This is a genomic window from Nonomuraea sp. NPDC023979 (genome assembly GCF_040639085.1).
In the GTDB taxonomy this organism is placed as follows: Bacteria; Actinomycetota; Actinomycetes; order Streptosporangiales; family Streptosporangiaceae; genus Nonomuraea; species Nonomuraea ceibae.
In genome coordinates this window covers 115395-132112 of the sequence record NZ_JBEZZG010000026.1, presented here as the reverse complement: position 1 = coordinate 132112, position 16718 = coordinate 115395, and the positions used below count along the sequence as shown (strand labels likewise).

Genomic DNA, 16718 nt, shown 5'->3' with positions numbered 1-16718 from the left:
ACGGATGGGCATCCAACCGGCCTCGGCGGCTATCGCGTGAGGTGTCCCTGCACTTCTGATGGGCGGACGGAAGCTCCCCTCATCACGAACGGAGACGCTTGCGATGATCCGCATTCTTCGCGCGCCCGCCGCCGTCACCGCGGCGTGCCTGGCGCTGGCGGCCTGCGGCGGCGGCACGACCCCCGGACCGGGCGCCGGATCGACCGGCGGACCGGGCGCCGGATCGACCGGCGGGCCGGGCGCCGGGGCGCAGTCCCAGGCCCCGAGCCGTCAGGGTGACGGGACGCTGACGATCGGCACGGTGCTGCCGCAGACGGGCACGCTGGCGTACCTGGGCCCGCCGGAGTTCGCCGGGGTCGACCTGGCGGTCAAGGAGATCAACGAGGCCGGCGGCGTGCTGGGCAGGCCGGTGGAGAAGATCCACACCGACTCGGGCGACACGACGACGAACATCGCCGCGCAGTCGGCGGACAAGCTGCTGGGGCAGAAGGTGGACGCGATCATCGGGGCGGCGTCGTCGTCGGTGTCGGAGTCGATCGTCGACAAGATCACCCGCGCCGGGGTCATCCAGTTCTCGCCGGCGAACACCTCCGACAAGTTCACCACGATCAAGGACGACGGCCTGTACTTCCGCACGGCCCCGCCGGACAAGCTGCAGGGGCGGGTGCTGGCCGATCTGGTGGTGTCGGACGGGCACGCGACGGTGGGCATCCTGGCGATGCAGGACTCGTACGGCTCCGGCCTGGCCGACCAGTTCACCAGGACGGCCGAGGAGGCGGGCGGCCAGGTGGTGGAGCGGGTGGACTACGACCCGAAGGCGGCGGACTTCGCGGCGGACGTGGCGAAGATCAAGGCCAAGAGCCCGCAGGCGATCGTGCTGATCGGCTTCCAGGAGACGGCCAAGGTGGTGCAGGAGCTGGTCAAGCAGGGGCTGACGGCGGACCGGCACCAGTGGTACATGGTCGACGGCAACATGTCGAACACGAACTTCCTGCGGGCGCCCCGGGGGACGCTGGAGGGGGTCAAGGGCACGATCCCGGGGGCGTCCGCCCCGGAGGCGTTCCAGAAGCGGCTGCTGGCGGTGGACCCGGACCTGACGGAGTTCACGTACGCGGCGGAGTCGTACGACGCGGCGAACCTGATCGCGCTGGCGGCGCTGGCGGCGGACGACGACGCGGGGCGGCCGGCGGCGGCGAAGCTGGTCGAGGTGAGCAGGGGCGGCGAGAAGTGCCAGGACTTCGCGAGCTGCGCGGCGCTGCTGAAGGCGGGCAAGGACGTCGATTACGACGGGGTGAGCGGTCCGGTGGATTTCACGGACGAGGGTGATCCGTCGGTGGCGACCATCGGGGTGTATCAGTACGGGCCGGACAACAAGTTCGACGCGGGCAAGGCGACCGAATACCGCAAGGGAAACATCGCCGGCTGATCGGCACGGACCTGATGTCCGAAACGTCCGTGCTCGGGGCGGGCGTTTCGGACATCACGAATTAGCATAAAGTTCGCACAACAACCCCCCTTTTCCGTCGTTCACCGTCATGCTGAAGTCGGAAAACGCAGCGGCGGGAGAGTTCCTCCGCTGGGACAAGGGGAGTTTCTTGATGATCCGCATTGCTCCGGCCGGACGCATGCTGGCTCTCGCGGCCGCCGCGAGCCTGGCCCTGACGGCCTGTGGGGGCGGCGACACCACCGCGCAGGAGAGCCCGTCCGCCGCGGCCTCCGACGCGGCCTCGTCCGCGGCGCCCGCGGCCAAGGGGGACGGCACGCTGACCCTGGGCACGCTGCTGCCGCAGACGGGGTCGCTGGCGTTCCTCGGCCCGCCCGAGTTCGCCGGCGTCGACCAGGCGGTCAAGGAGATCAACGAGGCCGGCGGCGTGCTCGGCAAGCCGGTGAACAAGATCCACACCGACTCGGGTGACACGACGACGAACATCGCCGCGCAGTCGGTCGACAAGCTGATCTCGCAGAAGGCCGACGCGATCATCGGCGCCGCGTCCTCGTCGGTGTCGGAGTCGGTCGTCGACAAGATCACCGGCGCCGGTCTGGTGCAGTTCTCGCCGGCCAACACCTCCGACAAGTTCACCACGATCGAGGACGACGGCCTCTACTTCCGCACCGCCCCGCCGGACAAGCTCCAGGGCCGCGTGCTGGGCGACCTGATCGTGGCCGACGGCAACGACAGCATCGGCATCATGGCGATGCAGGACTCCTACGGCTCGGGCCTGGCCGACCAGGTGACGGCGACGGCCGAGGCGGCCGGCGCGCAGGTGGTCGAGCGGGTCGACTACGACCCGAAGGCCGCCGACTTCTCCGCCGACGTGGCCAAGGTCAAGGCCAAGAGCCCGAAGGCGATCGTGCTGATCGGCTTCGAGGAGGGCGCCAAGGTCATCCAGGAGCTGGTCAAGCAGGGCCTGTCGACGGACAAGGTCAAGTGGTACCTGGTCGACGGCAACATGTCGAACACCAACTACCTGGACATGCCCAAGGGCACGCTGGACGGCGTGAAGGGCACGATCCCGGGTGCCGAGGCGCCGACGGCCTTCCGCGAGAAGCTCATGAAGACCGACCCCGACCTGGACGACTTCACCTACGCGGCGGAGTCGTACGACGCGGCCATCCTGATCGCGCTGGCCGCCGAGGCGGCCAAGGACGACAGCGGCAAGTCGATCGCGGGCAAGCTGGCCGAGGTCAGCAAGGGCGGCGAGAAGTGCAAGGACTTCAAGACTTGCGCCGACCTGCTCAAGGCCGGCAAGGACATCGACTACGACGGCGTCAGCGGCCCGATCGAGTTCGACGACGCCGGTGACCCGGCGGTCGCCACGATCGGCGTCTACCAGTACGGCAAGGACAACAAGTACGCCGCCAAGGCGCTGGAGTACCGTACCGGCAACATCGCCGGCTAGCCGCCGCCCAGGTCGCAGACGTCGGCCGCGTAGCGGATGAGGCGTTTCTGCACCTGCTCGGGCGGCGTGAGGATGACGACGCGTTCCTCGCCCCCGTCGACGCTGGCGCGGGCGGGGAACATGAACGCCTTCTTGGCCTCGGCGAACGCGTGCGCGTCGCAACGGGCCGGGGTGATCTCGAACGGCACCTCGGCCCGCTGCGCGGAGGCGTCCAGCGTGGCCCGCAGGCGCTCCCCGCCGGTGACGAGGTAGTGCGTGGTGCCGCCGACGGAGTGCACGGTGACGGCGCCGGGGCCGCGGCGGGTGAGCGTGAGCGTGGTGCGCATGGCGTCGCCGTGCTGCTTCCACTCGGGGCCGAAGGCGAGGTCGGCGGCCTGCCTGATGAGGTGTTCCGAGCACTCGTCGCGCACGAGCCGGGCGAGCACCGGGTCGGGGTGGGGCACCGGGAAGACGACGCGGCGCAGCTTCTGCTCGGAGCCGGTGCGCACGTGGGCCACGACGGTGGCGGGCCGCACCTCGGGCAGCCTCTGAGCGGGGCAGACGGCCTTCCCATAAGGAATGGGGAGATCAGTCCTTGCCGTCCGTTTGATGGTGGAATCAGTCTTTTGTACGGGAACCGTGGTCAATGACGGTGTCACGAGTTGAAGATCCGCGAAATACACCGGGGTGTCGCTCGTATTCCGTACGGCTACCTGTAACCGGTGCGCGGCCTCGTCCGAACGCCATTGTCCCAGCGTGACCGACACGCCCGCGGGCGGCTCGGCGGACGGCGCGGGGGGCGGAGGCGAGCTGCACCCGGCGGCGAGGACGCACAGCATGCCGATGGTCCAAATGCGCTTCACGTCCTTCACATTAGGCACACCCCGGGCCCAGTCGTAAGTTGAGGACTGATTACGACTCCGCATCCAAGTGCCGACAGTTCATCTGCGCATCTGGCCCCGATGTCCAGGCATTTTGTACGTTTCCGTCATTCGATCGGGAACGCTCGGCGGTGCTGACGGATCCCGGCCTGGAAATGAAGGAGATTACTTCATGATCCGCATTGCTCCCGTGGGACGGGTGCTGGCTGTCGCGGCTGCCACCAGCCTCGCCCTGACAGCTTGCGGTGGCGGCAGCAACACCGCCACGCCTGAATCCCCCTCGGCCGCCCCATCCTCCGCGGCCCCCGCGGCGAAGGGCGACGGCACGCTGACCCTGGGCACGCTGCTGCCGCAGACCGGATCGCTCGCCTTCCTCGGCCCGCCCGAGTTCGCCGGCGTCGACCTGGCGGTCAAGGAGATCAACGAGGCCGGTGGCGTCCTGGGCAAGCCGGTGAACAAGATCCACACCGACTCCGGCGACACCACCACGAACATCGCCTCACAGTCGGTCGACAAGCTCCTGACGCAGAACGCCGACGCCATCATCGGCGCCGCGTCCTCGTCGGTGTCGGAGTCGGTCATCGACAAGATCACGGGCGCCGGTGTGGTCCACTTCTCCCCGGCCAACACCTCCGACAAGTTCACCACGATCGAGGACAAGGGCCTGTACTTCCGCACCGCGCCGCCGGACCAGCTCCAGGGCCGCGTGCTGGGTGACCTGATCATCTCCGACGGCAACGCCTCCATCGCCATCATGGCGATGCAGGACTCCTACGGCACCGGCCTGGCCGACCAGGTGGCCAAGACGGTCCAGGACGGCGGCGGCCAGGTCGTCGAGCGGGTCGACTACGACCCGAAGGCGGCCGACTTCTCCGCCGACGTGGCCAAGATCAAGGCCAAGAGCCCGCAGGCCGTCGTGCTGATCGGCTTCGAGGAGACCGCCAAGGTCATCGGCGAGCTGATCAAGCAGGGCATGCCGGCCGACAAGGTCAAGTGGTACATGGTCGACGGCAACATGTCGAACACCAACTACATCAAGATGCCCAAGGGCACGCTCAAGGGCGTCAAGGGCACCTACCCCGGCGCCGCCTCGCCCGACGAGTTCCGGCAGAGCCTGATGGCGGTCGACCCCAAGCTCGAGGACTTCACCTACGCCCCCGAGTCCTACGACGCCGCCAACCTGATCGCGCTGGCCGCCGAGGTCGCCAAGAGCGACGTGGGCGCCGACATCGCGGCCAAGCTGGCCGAGGTCAGCAAGGGCGGCGAGAAGTGCACCAACTTCAAGACCTGCTCGGAGCTGCTGAAGGCGGGCAAGGACTTCGACTACGACGGCGTGAGCGGTCCGGTCGAGTTCAACGACGCCGGTGACCCGGCCGTCGCCACCATCGGCATCTACCAGTACGGCGACGACAACAAGTACCCCGTGAAGGCGCTGGAGTACCGCACGGGCAACATCGAGGGCTGATCCCCGCCCCAAGTGTGAAGGGCCCGGTCTTCCCCCCTGAGACCGGGCCCTTCGGCATGCTCAGCGGCAGCCCGCCTCGATCTGCCCGGCCGCCGCGCGATAGCGCTTGAGCAGCGCCACCTGCCGCTCGCGCGGCGTGCGCGACTTCGACAGGTCCGCGGTCGTGGACTCGACCGTACGCACCGCCGTGCCGAGGGAGTCCGGCAGGCGGGGGCCGAACTGGCGGGTGATGCCGTGCACCTCGGCCAGCCGGCCGATGACGGCGTCCTGGAAGTCCTGCTCGTCCTCGTGGCCCGCGGGTTCGAGCAGCAGGCCCGCGTAGCCGATGGCGGAGACCACGCGCGCGCACGGGTCGTCGTCGGGGTCGCCGCCGGTGCTGTAGGTGCCGGTGGAGGGTGAGGGACCGCAGGCGGCGGTCAGGAGGACGAGGAGCGCCGAGGCCGCGAGACGTTTCACACCGCCCATTGAAGACCGTCGGCCGCCAACGGAGAAGGGGCCCCCGCAGGAGCCCCTTCCCGTGCCTGATCGTCCGTGCCTCACGCCTTGGCGAGCGTGCCCAGGTAGAGCTCGATGACCTTGGGGTCGCGGGCGAGCTGGCGCCCGGTGCCGGTGTAGGCGTTGCGGCCCTGGTCGAGCACGTAGCCGCGGTGGCAGATCTGCAGGCAGCGCCGGGCGTTCTGCTCCACCATGATCACGGTCACGCCGGCCTTGTTGATCTGCTGGGCCTGGATGAACACCAGGTCCTGCAGCTTGGGTGACAGACCGGCCGACGGCTCGTCGAGCAGCAGCACCGACGGCTCGGTCATGAGCGCCCTGGCCATCGCCACCATCTGCCGCTCGCCGCCCGACAGGGAGCCGGCCCGCTGCTTGCGCCGCTCCTTGAGCGCCGGGAACAGCTCGGCGACGAACTCGAAGCGCTCCTTGAACTTGCCGGGCACCTGGAAGGCGCCCATCTCGAGGTTCTCCTCGATGGTGAGGCTGGGGAAGACGTTGTTGGTCTGCGGGACGTACCCGACGCCCCGCGCGACCAGCTCGTGCGCCTTCATGTTCGTGATGTTCTCACCCTTGAGCGTGACGCTGCCGCTGCGGATGTTGACCAGCCCGAACATGGCCTTGAGCAGGGTCGACTTGCCGGCGCCGTTGGGGCCGATGATGCCGATCAGCTCGCCGTCGCCCACGTAGAGGTCGGAGCCGTTGAGGATGTTGACGCCCGGCAGGTAGCCGGCGATCAGCTCGTCGCAGCGCAGGACGGCGTTCTCGGCGCCGGCCACGTGCGCGCTGCGGTCGGTGACCGCCGACGTGGACTCGGGGACGGCGTTCACTTCTTCGTCTCCTCTTCGAACTCGGCCTCGAGCGCCTGCTCGGCCTCGTGGAGCTGTTCGGCGAGCTCGCTCTCGTCGAGCGGGGCGTCGTGGTGGGCGCCCAGGTAGGCGTCGATGACCCGCTCGTCCGACATGATCGTGTCGGGCGGGCCCTCGGCGATGACGGCGCCCTGGGCCATGACGACGACCCAGTCGCTGATGTCGCGGACCATGTCCATGTCGTGCTCGACGAACAGCACGGTCATGCCCTGCTCGCGCAGGTCCTTGACGTGCCCGAGCAGCGACTGGGTGAGGGCCGGGTTGACGCCCGCCATCGGCTCGTCGAGCATGACCAGCTCCGGCTGGACCATGAGCGCGCGGGCCATCTCCAGCAGCTTGCGCTGGCCGCCGGACAGCGACCCGGCGAAGTCGTCGCGCTTGGCGTCGAGCTTGAAGCGGACCAGCAGCTCCTCGGCCCGCTCGGTGATCTCGTCCTCCTGGCCGCGCCAGATCGCCGGCACGAGCGCCCGCCAGAAGTTCTCGCCGCGCTGCTTCTGCGCGCCCAGGCGCATGTTCTCCAGCACGGTGAGCTTCGACAGCGCCTTGGTGAGCTGGAACGTGCGCACCATGCCGGCGCGGGCCACCTTGTGGGCGGGCACGCCGTTCATGTTGCGGCCGTTGAACGTCCACTGGCCGGAGTCGGCGGTGTCGAAGCCGGTCAGCTGGTTGAAGAACGTGGTCTTGCCGGCGCCGTTGGGGCCGATCAGCGCGGTGATGGAGCCGCGCTGCACCTCGACGTGCTTGACGTCGACGGCGGTCAGGCCGCCGAAGCGGCGCACCACGTTGTCCACGACGAGGATCGGGTCCGGCTTGGCCACCCCGGGGTCGTGGGCGAGGTCCTTGAAGGCGGCCAGGGCGGCGGCCTTGCGGTCGGTGGCGGTTTCAGCGTGCATCGATTGCTATCTCCCTCTTGTCACCGAAGATGCCCTGTGGCCGGAAGACGAGCAAGAGGATGAGTCCCAGCCCGACGAGGAGGAAGCGGAACGGGCCCACCTGGGTGGAGTCCAGGAAGGTGATCGCGCCCGACTCGACCGCACCGCTGAGCACGCCGTTGACCAGCACCAGCAGCACCCAGAAGATCGCCGAGCCGACGACCGGGCCGAACACGCGGGCCGCGCCGCCGAGGATGACGATCGTGTAGGCGAAGAAGGTGGTCTCGGTGCCGAAGATGTCCGGCTGCACCGAGGCGTAGGCCAGGCCGTAGATGAAGCCGCCGAGGCAGCCGATGACGCCGCCCAGGATGAGCGACTGCATCTTGTACGAGAAGACGTTCTTGCCGAGGCTGCGCACGGCGTCCTCGTCCTCGCGGATCGCCTTGAGCACGCGGCCCCACGGGCTCTTCATGAGCAGGAAGACGATGGCGCAGGAGAGGGCGACGAGGATCCAGCCGACGACGAGCACCCACAGCGTCCGCTCGCCGAACAGCAGCCAGCCGAACCCGTACTCCCCCTCGGGGAAGGGGTTGAGCGCGTAGAAGCCGTCGGAGAAGCCGCGCCGGCCGTCGGAGCCGCCGAAGACGTCCTTGAACGCCACCGAGCGGAACACCAATCGGACGATCTCGGCCGCCGCGATGGTGACGATGGCCAGGTAGTCGGCGCGCAGCCGCAGCGTGGGGATGCCCAGCACGAGCGCCAGCAGGACGGCCGACAGCAGGCCGACCCCGATGCCGATCCAGAACGGCAGGCCGAGCACGGTGACGGTGACCGCCAGGCCGTAGCCGGCGACCGCGAGGAACGCCGACTGCCCGAAGTTGAGCAGGCCGGTGTAGCCGAAGTGGATGTTGATGCCGATCGCGGCGAGCGCGTACCAGACCGTCTCGACGCCGATGGCGGCCTTGACGGTGGTGGAGATGATCGTGATCCAGTCCATGGTTCCCCCCGTCAGCCGATCCGCTCGCGGCGGCCGAGGATGCCCTGCGGCCGGAAGAGGAGCACGATGATGAGCACGGCCAGCGCGCCGACGCTCTTGAGCTCCGGCGGCACCCACAGCGTGGAGACCTGGATGAACAGGCCGACGATGATGGAGCCGACCAGCGCGCCGAACGCCGTGCCGAGCCCGCCGAGCGTGACGCCGGCGAAGATGAGCAGCAGGATGTCCTGGCCCATGGTGAACTTCAGGTTCTGCGACAGGCCGAGCATGATGCCGGCCAGCGCGGCGATGGCGCCGCCCATGGTCCAGATGATGCGGATGACCCGGTCGACGTTGATGCCGGAGGAGGCGGCGAGCGCCGGGTTGTCGGCCACGGCACGGGCGGCCTTGCCGGTGCGGGTGCGCAGCAGGGCGACGCCGACGACGACCAGGACGATCAGCTCGATGCCCATGGCGACGAAGTTCTTCGGCGCCGCCGAGATCGGGCCGACCTGGATGCCGGGCTGGGCGTTGTACTGGGCGAACGCCTCGCTCTGGCCGCCGAACAGGATGAGGAAGAGGTAGCGCAGGAAGATCGCCACACCGATCGAGACGATCATCATGGCGATGATGCCGGTGCCGCGGCGGCGCAGCTGGCCCCAGAAGAACCTGTCCTGCGCGTAGCCGAGCCCGCCCGCGAGGATGACCGCGATGATCGCGGCGGGGATGAGGTGCAGGCCGATGCCGGTGTTGAAGGCGTAGGCGAGCAGTGCGCCGAGCGTGACCAGCTCACCGTGGGCGAAGTTGGTCAGGCCGGTGGTGCCGTAGATGAGCGACAGGCCGAGCGCCGCCAGGGCGATGATCAGCCCCAGGTTGAGACCCTCGAAGGTGAGCTGCGCGGCCCGTTCCCAGAAGGCGCTGCCCCCGCTGCCGGGCTGCGCGGGCTCCTCGCCCGCGGCGGTCTTGGGCTGCAGGGCGAACAGCACGCTCGCCGGGTTGCCCTCGTAGACGGTCGGCGTGCGGACGTTCTTTCCGCCGACGATCTGCAGGTCCGCGGGGAGGGTGCTGACATCCAGCGTGACCTTGAACTTGCCGGGCTTGTCGACCGGCACCTCCCATGTGCCCTTGGCGTCACTGGTGACCTCCTGAACGGGTTGTCCGCTCTCGGTGGTCACGACGATCTTCACGCCGTTCACTGGCTGGCCTTGGTGTTGGAGTGTTCCCCTCAGGCTCTGTTCCGGATCCGCCGCATGGGCAGGAACGGCGAGCAGGAGAATGAGTCCACCCAGGAAGGCCGTGAACGCGATCACGGCTCTGCGCAATGGTGCTCCCTCAGATAGGTCAAGGCGGGGTTGTGCCCCTCCATCTCGACACGCGGGCATCGCAGGCACGACTGGGATGCTGTGGCGGGAGCTTATTCCGGGTACGCCCGGTTCAGTATGGTTCGTCACCAATTAGTGACATGCGTGTGTCACTTGTGTGAGCAAACAACGCGGCAGGTCAGGGGCTAAATGAGCGGACACGCCTGGCGCGGTGACTAACGAATCCCTAACGATACAAGCGGAATTCATAAAAACGAGCCCGGGGGAGACCTTTGGTGCCGTATGAGGCTTCCCCGGCCTCACCCGTTGTCTACTCGGCCTCCCCGCGGGCTCCGCTGGGGACAACCGTAGCGATCCCCGGGCCCTGTGCGCAAAGGGGCTGGTGCGATCAGGCGTCGCGCAGCATGCAGGTGAGGCGGGAGGTGCACACCCGCCGCCCCTGCTCGTCGGAGATCTCGATGTCGTACGTGGCCAGCGTGCGGCCGCCGTGCAGCCGGGTCGCCACCCCCGTCACGTGCCCGGAGGTCGCCGGACGGTGGTGGGTGGCGTTGATCTCGATCCCCACCGCGATCCTGCCGGGGCCGGCGAAGAGGGCGGCCCCCGTCGAGCCGAGCGTCTCGGCCAGCACCACCGAGGCGCCGCCGTGCAGCAGGCCGTACGGCTGCGTGTTGCCCGCCACCGGCATCCGCGCCACCACGCGCTCGGCGTTCGCCTCCAGGAACTCGATGCCCATCCGGTCGGCCAGCGTGCCCTCGTGCACGGCGGTGAAGGAGGCCGGGTCGATCTGCGTCAAGGGGACGCCTCCAGTCTTTCGAGCTCGGGTTTTCTGTCGCAGTTGGAGACTAGGCTGCCTGTGTGCCGAAGAGTGAAGTGACCCCCAGCCGACCCTGCCTGCTGCTGCTTGACGGGCATTCCCTGGCTTATCGCGCGTTCTACGCGCTGAAAGACGCCAACCTGATGACCACCGACGGTCAGCACACCGAGGCGGTCTACGGGTTCACCTCGATGCTGACCAACATCCTGCGTGACGAGCAGCCCACGCACGTGGCGGTGGCCTTCGACCGATCGGAGCCGACGTTCCGGCACGAGGAATACTCCGATTACAAGGCCAACCGCAGCGAGACGCCCGAAGACTTCCGCGGCCAGATGCAGCTCATCTACGAGCTGCTCGACACGCTGCGCATCCCGCGCCTGTCCAAGGCCGGCTTCGAGGCCGACGACCTGATCGCCACGCTGGCCACCCGCGCCGGAGCCGAGGGCATGAGCGTGCTCATCGTCACCGGCGACCGCGACGCGCTGCAGCTCGTCAACGACGACGTCACCGTGCTCATGACCCGCCGCGGCATCAGCGACATGACGCGCTTCACGCCGGAGGCCGTCCAGGAGAAGTACGGCCTCACCCCCGTGCAGTATCCCGACTTCGCGGCGCTGCGCGGCGACCCGTCCGACAACCTGCTCAGCATCCCCGGCGTCGGCGAGAAGACCGCGGCCAAGTGGGTGCGCGAGTTCGGCTCGCTGACCGAGCTCGTCGACCGGGTCGACGAGGTCAAGGGCAAGGTCGGCGACAAGCTGCGCGAGCACGTCGCCCAGGTGCTGATGAACCGGCGGCTCACCGAGCTGCTGCGCGACGTCCCCCTGGAGGCCGAGCTGGCCGACCTCAAGCAGGGCGCCTGGGAGCGCGAAGAGGTCAACAAGCTGTTCGACACCCTGCAGATCCGCGGCGAGCTGCGCGAGCGCGTCTTCAAGACCCTCGGCACCGGCGAGCAGGAGCCCGACCAGGGCTTCGAGGTCGAGACCGTGATCCTCGGCCCCGACCGGGTGGCCGGCTGGCTGTCGGCGCTGCCCGAGGGCCGCGCCGGCGTGGCGTTCAAGGGCGTCTACGGCAGCGGCACCGGCCGCGTCGACGCCATCGCCATCGCCTCCCCCGACGGCACCGCCGCGCACATCGACCCGGTCAAGCTCACCGAGGCCGACGAGGCCGCGCTGCGCGCCTACCTGGCCGACCCCGGCAGGCCCAAGGCCGTCCACGACGCCAAGGGCCCCATCCTGGCGCTGTGGGCGCAGGGCATGGAGCTGCGCGGCCTGTCGTGCGACACCGCGCTGGCGGCCTACCTGGCGATGCCGGGGCAGCGCACGTTCGCGCTCGAGGACCTCGCCCGCCGCTACCTCAACCGCGACCTGCGCGCCGAGGAGGAGTCCGACGGCCAGGCCGCCCTGTTCGGCGACGACGAGGACGCCCCCGCCAAGGACCTGGCCCTGCGCGCCCACGCGGTGCGCGAGCTGGCCGACGCCCTGGAGGGCTTCCTCGCCGGGCGCGGCGGCACCCAGCTCCTGAGCGACGTCGAGCTGCCGCTGCTGACCGTGCTGGCCGAGATGGAGCGCGCCGGCATCGCCGTCGACAGCGAATACTTCGCCGGCCTGGAGGCCGAGTTCGGCGCCGCCGTCAAGCACGCGGTCGAGGAGGCCCACCGCTCCGTCGGCGAGCAGTTCAACCTCGGCTCGCCCAAGCAGCTGCAGGAGGTGCTGTTCGTCAAGCTCGGCCTGCCCAAGACCAAGAAGATCAAGACCGGCTACAGCACCGACGCCGACCAGCTCGCCTGGCTCGTCACCCAGACCGAGCACGAGCTGCCGACGATCATGCTGCGCCACCGCGACCAGACCAAGCTGCGCACCACGGTCGAGGGCCTGATCAAGGAGATCGGCGACGACGGCCGCATCCACACCACCTTCAACCAGATCATCGCCGCCACCGGCCGCCTGTCGTCGGAGAAGCCCAACCTGCAGAACATCCCCATCCGCACCGCCGAAGGCCGCCGCATCCGGCAGGGCTTCGTCGTGGGCGAGGGCTACGAGACGCTGCTCACCGCCGACTACAGCCAGATCGAGCTGCGCATCATGGCCCACCTGTCGGGCGACGAGTCGCTGATCGCCGCGTTCGAGTCGGGCCACGACTTCCACCAGGCCACCGCCGCCCGCGTCTTCGACCTGCCGCCCGAGCAGATCGACGGCGAGCTGCGGGCCCGCATCAAGGCGATGAACTACGGCCTCGCCTACGGATTGTCCGACTTCGGGCTGGCGGGCCAGCTCAACATCCCGGTCGCCGAGGCGCGGGCCCTGAAGGAGGAATACTTCGAGGAGTTCGGCGGCGTGCGCGACTTCCTGCACGACATCGTCCGCCAGGCGCGCACCAACGGCTACACCGAGACCATGATGGGCCGCCGCCGCTACCTGCCCGACCTCACCAGCGACAACCGCCAGCGCCGGGAGATGGCCGAGCGGATGGCGCTCAACGCCCCCATCCAGGGGTCGGCGGCCGACATCATCAAGGTCGCCATGCTGCACGTCCGTCAAGCGCTGGCCGAGGAGGGGCTGGGCTCGCGCATGCTCCTCCAGGTGCACGACGAGCTCGTCTTCGAGGTGGCCCCGGGCGAGCTGGAGATGCTGCGGCAGCTCGTGAGCGACCAGATGAACGCCGCCTACCAGCTCCGGGTCCCCCTGGAGGTCTCCGTCGGCATCGGCCGCACCTGGGAAGACGCCGGCCACTAACCCGCACCCAGCGGGAGGGCCCGCCCGGCGCGGGCCCTCCGCCCGGGGCGCGCCTTCCGCACGGTGCAGGCCCCGTCTGGGGCAGGACCCGTCCTGGGTGGGCGGCCGCCTGCGGGGCCCGGCCCCGGCACGGCGTGGGCGCTCTGGGTGGCCGCCTGGCGCGGCCCCCGGGTGGCGCGCGCCCCTTCCAGGCCCTCTCCCCGGCTGATCTGGCCCTCGGCCGGCGTGTGGCCTCCAGGCGGGGCAGGCTCCTCCTGTCGTGCCGCCTTCCCGTACGGCGGGCCCCTCGGGGGCGGTCGGGGCCTCGGCGCGGTGGGGGCCCTCGGGGGCGCGCTTGCGGGGGTGGTTGCCTTCGGGTGGGGCGTCGGGGCAGGTGGTGGCGGGGTCCTGGGTGGGTTGCGGTGGGGGTGGGTTTCGTCCTGGTTCGGCGGGGCATGGCACTTTTTTCGTGATCCTTTGGATTACGCTGAGGGAAGCTTTCCCCGAGTGGCACAGGAGTTTTGTGCAGTCCCTTACGCGGATCATCGGCGTGACGAACGTCCTGGTCGTGGTCACGGCGATCGTCGGGCTCTGGCTGGTGCCCGGCGACCGGCCGGTGGCGGCCCCGCCCGCGCGGGCCCAGGAACGGTCCACGGCGGCGCCGACGGGCCCGGCGGTCGGCGAGGTGGCCGAGCCGCCGGGCGTCGTGGCGACCCCCGAGTTCGCCAAGCAGGTCAAGGCCAACGAGCTGGGCAAGGTCCCGGTGCTGATGTACCACCGGCTGGTCGGCAAGCGGCGCTCGTCGATCGACCGCACGCCGGCCCAGTTCAGGCAGGAGCTGGAGAAGCTCGCCAGGAAGGGGTACGTGCCGATCAGCGCGGCGGAGTTCGCGGCGGGCGACATCCGGGTGCCGGCCGGGAAGTTCCCGGTCGTGCTCACGTTCGACGACGGCCATCCCAGCCATTTCGCGCTGGACGCCGCCGGGAAGCCCGCCCGGGACACGGCGGTGGGCATCCTGCTGGACGTGGCCGCGCGCCATCCGGGTTTCCGGCCGGTGGCCACGTTCTGGGTCAACCAGACGCCGTTCGGGCTGCGGAGCGAGCGGGAGCAGGAGGCGGCGGTGCGCTGGCTGACCGGCAACGGGTTCGAGGTGGCCAACCACACCTGGTCCCATCCGGACCTGCGCTCGCTCGGCACGAAGAAGGTGCGCAAGCAGATCGCCAGGCTCGACCGGATGCTGGGCCGGCTGGGCGTGGACAAGGTGACGACGCTGGCGCTGCCGTACGGGTCGATGCCGCGTTCGAAGAAGGCGGCCCGGCAGGGGGCGTGGGAGGGCACGCGTTACGACTACGACGGGGTGTTCCTGGCCGGGGCCGAGCCGTCCGTTTCGCCGTACGCGAAAAAATTCGACAGGGGTGCGATCCAGCGGATCCAGAGCAACGGCAAGAAGGGCGAATGCCGCAAGTGGTGCTCGCAGTACTGGCTGGAATGGCTGGACAAGCACCCGGGCGAGCGTTATGTGTCCGACGGCGACCCGGAGCGCGTCTCCATCCCTCGTCGGCTTCGGGGTAATATCGAGGCAAAGCACAGGCCTCGGGTCAACGCTTACTAGCCGCGGTGGATGTGCCGGTTGGATTGACCCCGTGGCGATGGTCTCATATGCTGATCGCTGCGCTGTGGGCTCGCGCGCGCCTCAGACGGAGCGGGCTCGCGCTCGGTCACGTCGATGTCGTAACTCCTCGGCTTGATGCGGAAGAGGGCCTGCCGCGCATCGCCACATCGACATCTGTCCGCGTTCGGAGCAATTCCACACATGACGTCCAGCACTGAGGCCACCTCGAGCACCCCGCAGGTAGCGGTCAACGACATCGGGTCCGAGGAAGCCTTCCTCGCCGCGATCGACGAGACCATCAAGTACTTCAACGACGGCGACATCGTCGAGGGCACCGTCGTCAAGGTCGATCGAGACGAGGTTCTTCTCGACATCGGCTACAAGACCGAGGGTGTCATCCCCTCGCGCGAGCTTTCGATCAAGCACGATGTCGACCCTGCTGACGTCGTGGAGGTCGGCGAGCACGTCGAGGCCCTGGTTCTCCAGAAGGAGGACAAGGAGGGCCGCCTGATCCTGTCCAAGAAGCGTGCTCAGTACGAGCGCGCCTGGGGCACGATCGAGAAGATCAAGGACGAGGACGGCATCGTCACCGGCACCGTCATCGAGGTCGTCAAGGGTGGTCTCATCCTCGACATCGGCCTCCGTGGCTTCCTCCCGGCGTCCCTGGTCGAGATGCGCCGTGTCCGCGACCTGCAGCCGTACGTCGGCCGCGAGCTCGAAGCCAAGATCATCGAGCTCGACAAGAACCGCAACAACGTGGTTCTGTCGCGCCGCGCCTGGCTTGAGCAGACGCAGTCGGAAGTTCGCCAGACCTTCCTCAACACCCTCCAGAAGGGCCAGGTCCGCAAGGGCGTCGTGTCCTCGATCGTCAACTTCGGTGCCTTCGTGGACCTGGGTGGCGTCGACGGTCTGGTCCACGTGTCGGAGCTGTCCTGGAAGCACATCGACCACCCCTCCGAGGTTGTCGAGGTCGGCCAGGAGGTCACGGTCGAGGTCCTCGACGTCGACATGGAGCGCGAGCGCGTCTCCCTGTCGCTCAAGGCCACCCAGGAAGACCCGTGGCAGCAGTTCGCCCGCACCCACCAGATCGGCCAGGTCGTGCCGGGCCGTGTCACCAAGCTGGTGCCGTTCGGCGCGTTCGTCCGGGTCGAGGAGGGCATCGAGGGCCTGGTCCACATCTCCGAGCTGGCCGAGCGCCACGTGGAGATCCCGGAGCAGGTCGTCCAGGTCGGCGACGAGATCTTCGTGAAGATCATCGACATCGACCTCGACCGTCGCCGGATCAGCCTGTCCCTCAAGCAGGCCAACGAGGGCGTGGGCACCGAGGTCGAGTTCGACCCGACGCTCTACGGCATGGCGGCGACCTACGACGACCAGGGCAACTACATCTACCCCGAGGGCTTCGACCCGGAGACCGGGGAGTGGCTCGAGGGCTTCGACAAGCAGCGTGAGGAGTGGGAGCGGCAGTACGCCGAGGCCCAGCAGCGCTACGAGGCCCACCGCAAGCAGATCGAAGAGGCCCGCAAGGCCGAGGCCGAGGCCGGCGAAGCCGCTCCTTCGTCCTACAGCGGTGAGTCGCAGCCCCAGTCGAGCAGCTCCTCGTCCGCTCCGGCGGCCGGCGCTCTCGCCTCCGACGAGGCTCTCGCGGCTCTGCGCGAGAAGCTCGCGGGCGGCCAGAGCTGAGCTAGCTGATCGCTGAACGAAGGCCCCGTACGGATCTCCGTACGGGGCCTTTCGTCGTTCCCGGAACCGGACCGCCCGCGCCGGAAAACGGGCCTCCCGAAATGCCCCTATGCGGAAGCATCCTTTCCGTATGGGGCGACAT

13 protein-coding genes are annotated in these 16718 nt (G+C 69.0%); 6 read left to right on the top strand and 7 right to left on the bottom strand.

All coding sequences use genetic code 11. The annotated features are described in order from the left end of the window. The first annotated feature begins 103 nt into the window (after positions 1-103). Both AB0G11_RS34845 and AB0G11_RS34840 read left to right on the top strand, forming a co-directional pair. Complete coding sequence (locus AB0G11_RS34845; protein WP_357590955.1) at positions 104-1426, top strand: ABC transporter substrate-binding protein; 1323 nt, start codon at positions 104-106, stop codon at positions 1424-1426. 172 nt (positions 1427-1598) lie between these two features. Next, positions 1599-2900 carry an ABC transporter substrate-binding protein gene (locus AB0G11_RS34840; protein WP_219502494.1) on the top strand — a complete coding sequence of 434 codons (1302 nt, stop codon included), beginning with the start codon at positions 1599-1601 and terminating at the stop codon, positions 2898-2900. On the opposite strand, the gene AB0G11_RS34835 is transcribed toward AB0G11_RS34840, so the two are convergent. After that, positions 2897-3415 carry a hypothetical protein gene (locus AB0G11_RS34835; protein WP_219502495.1) on the bottom strand — a complete coding sequence of 173 codons (519 nt, stop codon included), beginning with the start codon at positions 3413-3415 and terminating at the stop codon, positions 2897-2899. The two genes, AB0G11_RS34840 and AB0G11_RS34835, sit on opposite strands and share 4 nt — an antisense overlap. 517 nt (positions 3416-3932) lie before the next feature. On the opposite strand from AB0G11_RS34835, the gene AB0G11_RS34830 reads away from it, so the two are divergent. Next, positions 3933-5225 (top strand): ABC transporter substrate-binding protein, encoded by a 1293-nt coding sequence (locus AB0G11_RS34830; protein WP_219502497.1) that lies wholly within the window; start codon positions 3933-3935, stop codon positions 5223-5225. Positions 5226-5285: 60 nt separating this feature from the next. Here the strand turns inward: AB0G11_RS34830 and AB0G11_RS34825 are convergent, their stop codons facing one another. From AB0G11_RS34825 to AB0G11_RS34800, 6 genes are all read right to left on the bottom strand, one after another. Continuing rightward, entirely contained in the window at positions 5286-5681 is a 396-nt protein-coding gene (locus AB0G11_RS34825; RefSeq protein ID WP_219502499.1) for a hypothetical protein, read from the bottom strand. Between the two features lie 80 nt (positions 5682-5761). Then, complete coding sequence (locus AB0G11_RS34820) at positions 5762-6547, bottom strand: ABC transporter ATP-binding protein (RefSeq protein WP_219502501.1); 786 nt, start codon at positions 6545-6547, stop codon at positions 5762-5764. Further along, positions 6544-7479: an ABC transporter ATP-binding protein gene (locus tag AB0G11_RS34815; protein ID WP_357590953.1), complete on the bottom strand. Its 936-nt coding sequence runs from the start codon at positions 7477-7479 to the stop codon at positions 6544-6546. Before AB0G11_RS34815 ends, AB0G11_RS34820 begins: the two co-directional genes overlap by 4 nt. Beyond that, complete coding sequence (locus tag AB0G11_RS34810) at positions 7469-8455, bottom strand: branched-chain amino acid ABC transporter permease (RefSeq protein WP_219502506.1); 987 nt, start codon at positions 8453-8455, stop codon at positions 7469-7471. The genes AB0G11_RS34815 and AB0G11_RS34810 overlap by 11 nt, the downstream gene beginning before the upstream one ends. Positions 8456-8466: 11 nt before the next feature. Then, positions 8467-9621 carry a branched-chain amino acid ABC transporter permease gene (locus AB0G11_RS34805; protein WP_308125676.1) on the bottom strand — a complete coding sequence of 385 codons (1155 nt, stop codon included), beginning with the start codon at positions 9619-9621 and terminating at the stop codon, positions 8467-8469. A 523-nt stretch (positions 9622-10144) separates the two neighbouring features. Continuing rightward, entirely contained in the window at positions 10145-10489 is a 345-nt protein-coding gene (locus tag AB0G11_RS34800; RefSeq protein WP_219502705.1) for a hotdog fold thioesterase, read from the bottom strand. 122 nt (positions 10490-10611) lie between these two features. On the opposite strand from AB0G11_RS34800, the gene polA reads away from it, so the two are divergent. The 3 genes from polA (at position 10612) to rpsA (ending at position 16576) form a co-directional block, all read left to right on the top strand. Next, positions 10612-13302, top strand: coding sequence for a DNA polymerase I (polA, locus tag AB0G11_RS34795; RefSeq protein WP_357590951.1), 2691 nt, complete (start codon positions 10612-10614; stop codon positions 13300-13302). A 502-nt stretch (positions 13303-13804) separates the two neighbouring features. After that, complete coding sequence (locus AB0G11_RS34790; protein ID WP_357590949.1) at positions 13805-14893, top strand: polysaccharide deacetylase family protein; 1089 nt, start codon at positions 13805-13807, stop codon at positions 14891-14893. A 201-nt stretch (positions 14894-15094) separates the two neighbouring features. Further along, on the top strand, positions 15095-16576 hold the full coding sequence (rpsA, locus tag AB0G11_RS34785) for a 30S ribosomal protein S1 (RefSeq protein WP_219502519.1): 1482 nt from the start codon (positions 15095-15097) through the stop codon (positions 16574-16576). The last annotated feature ends 142 nt before the right edge of the window (positions 16577-16718 follow it).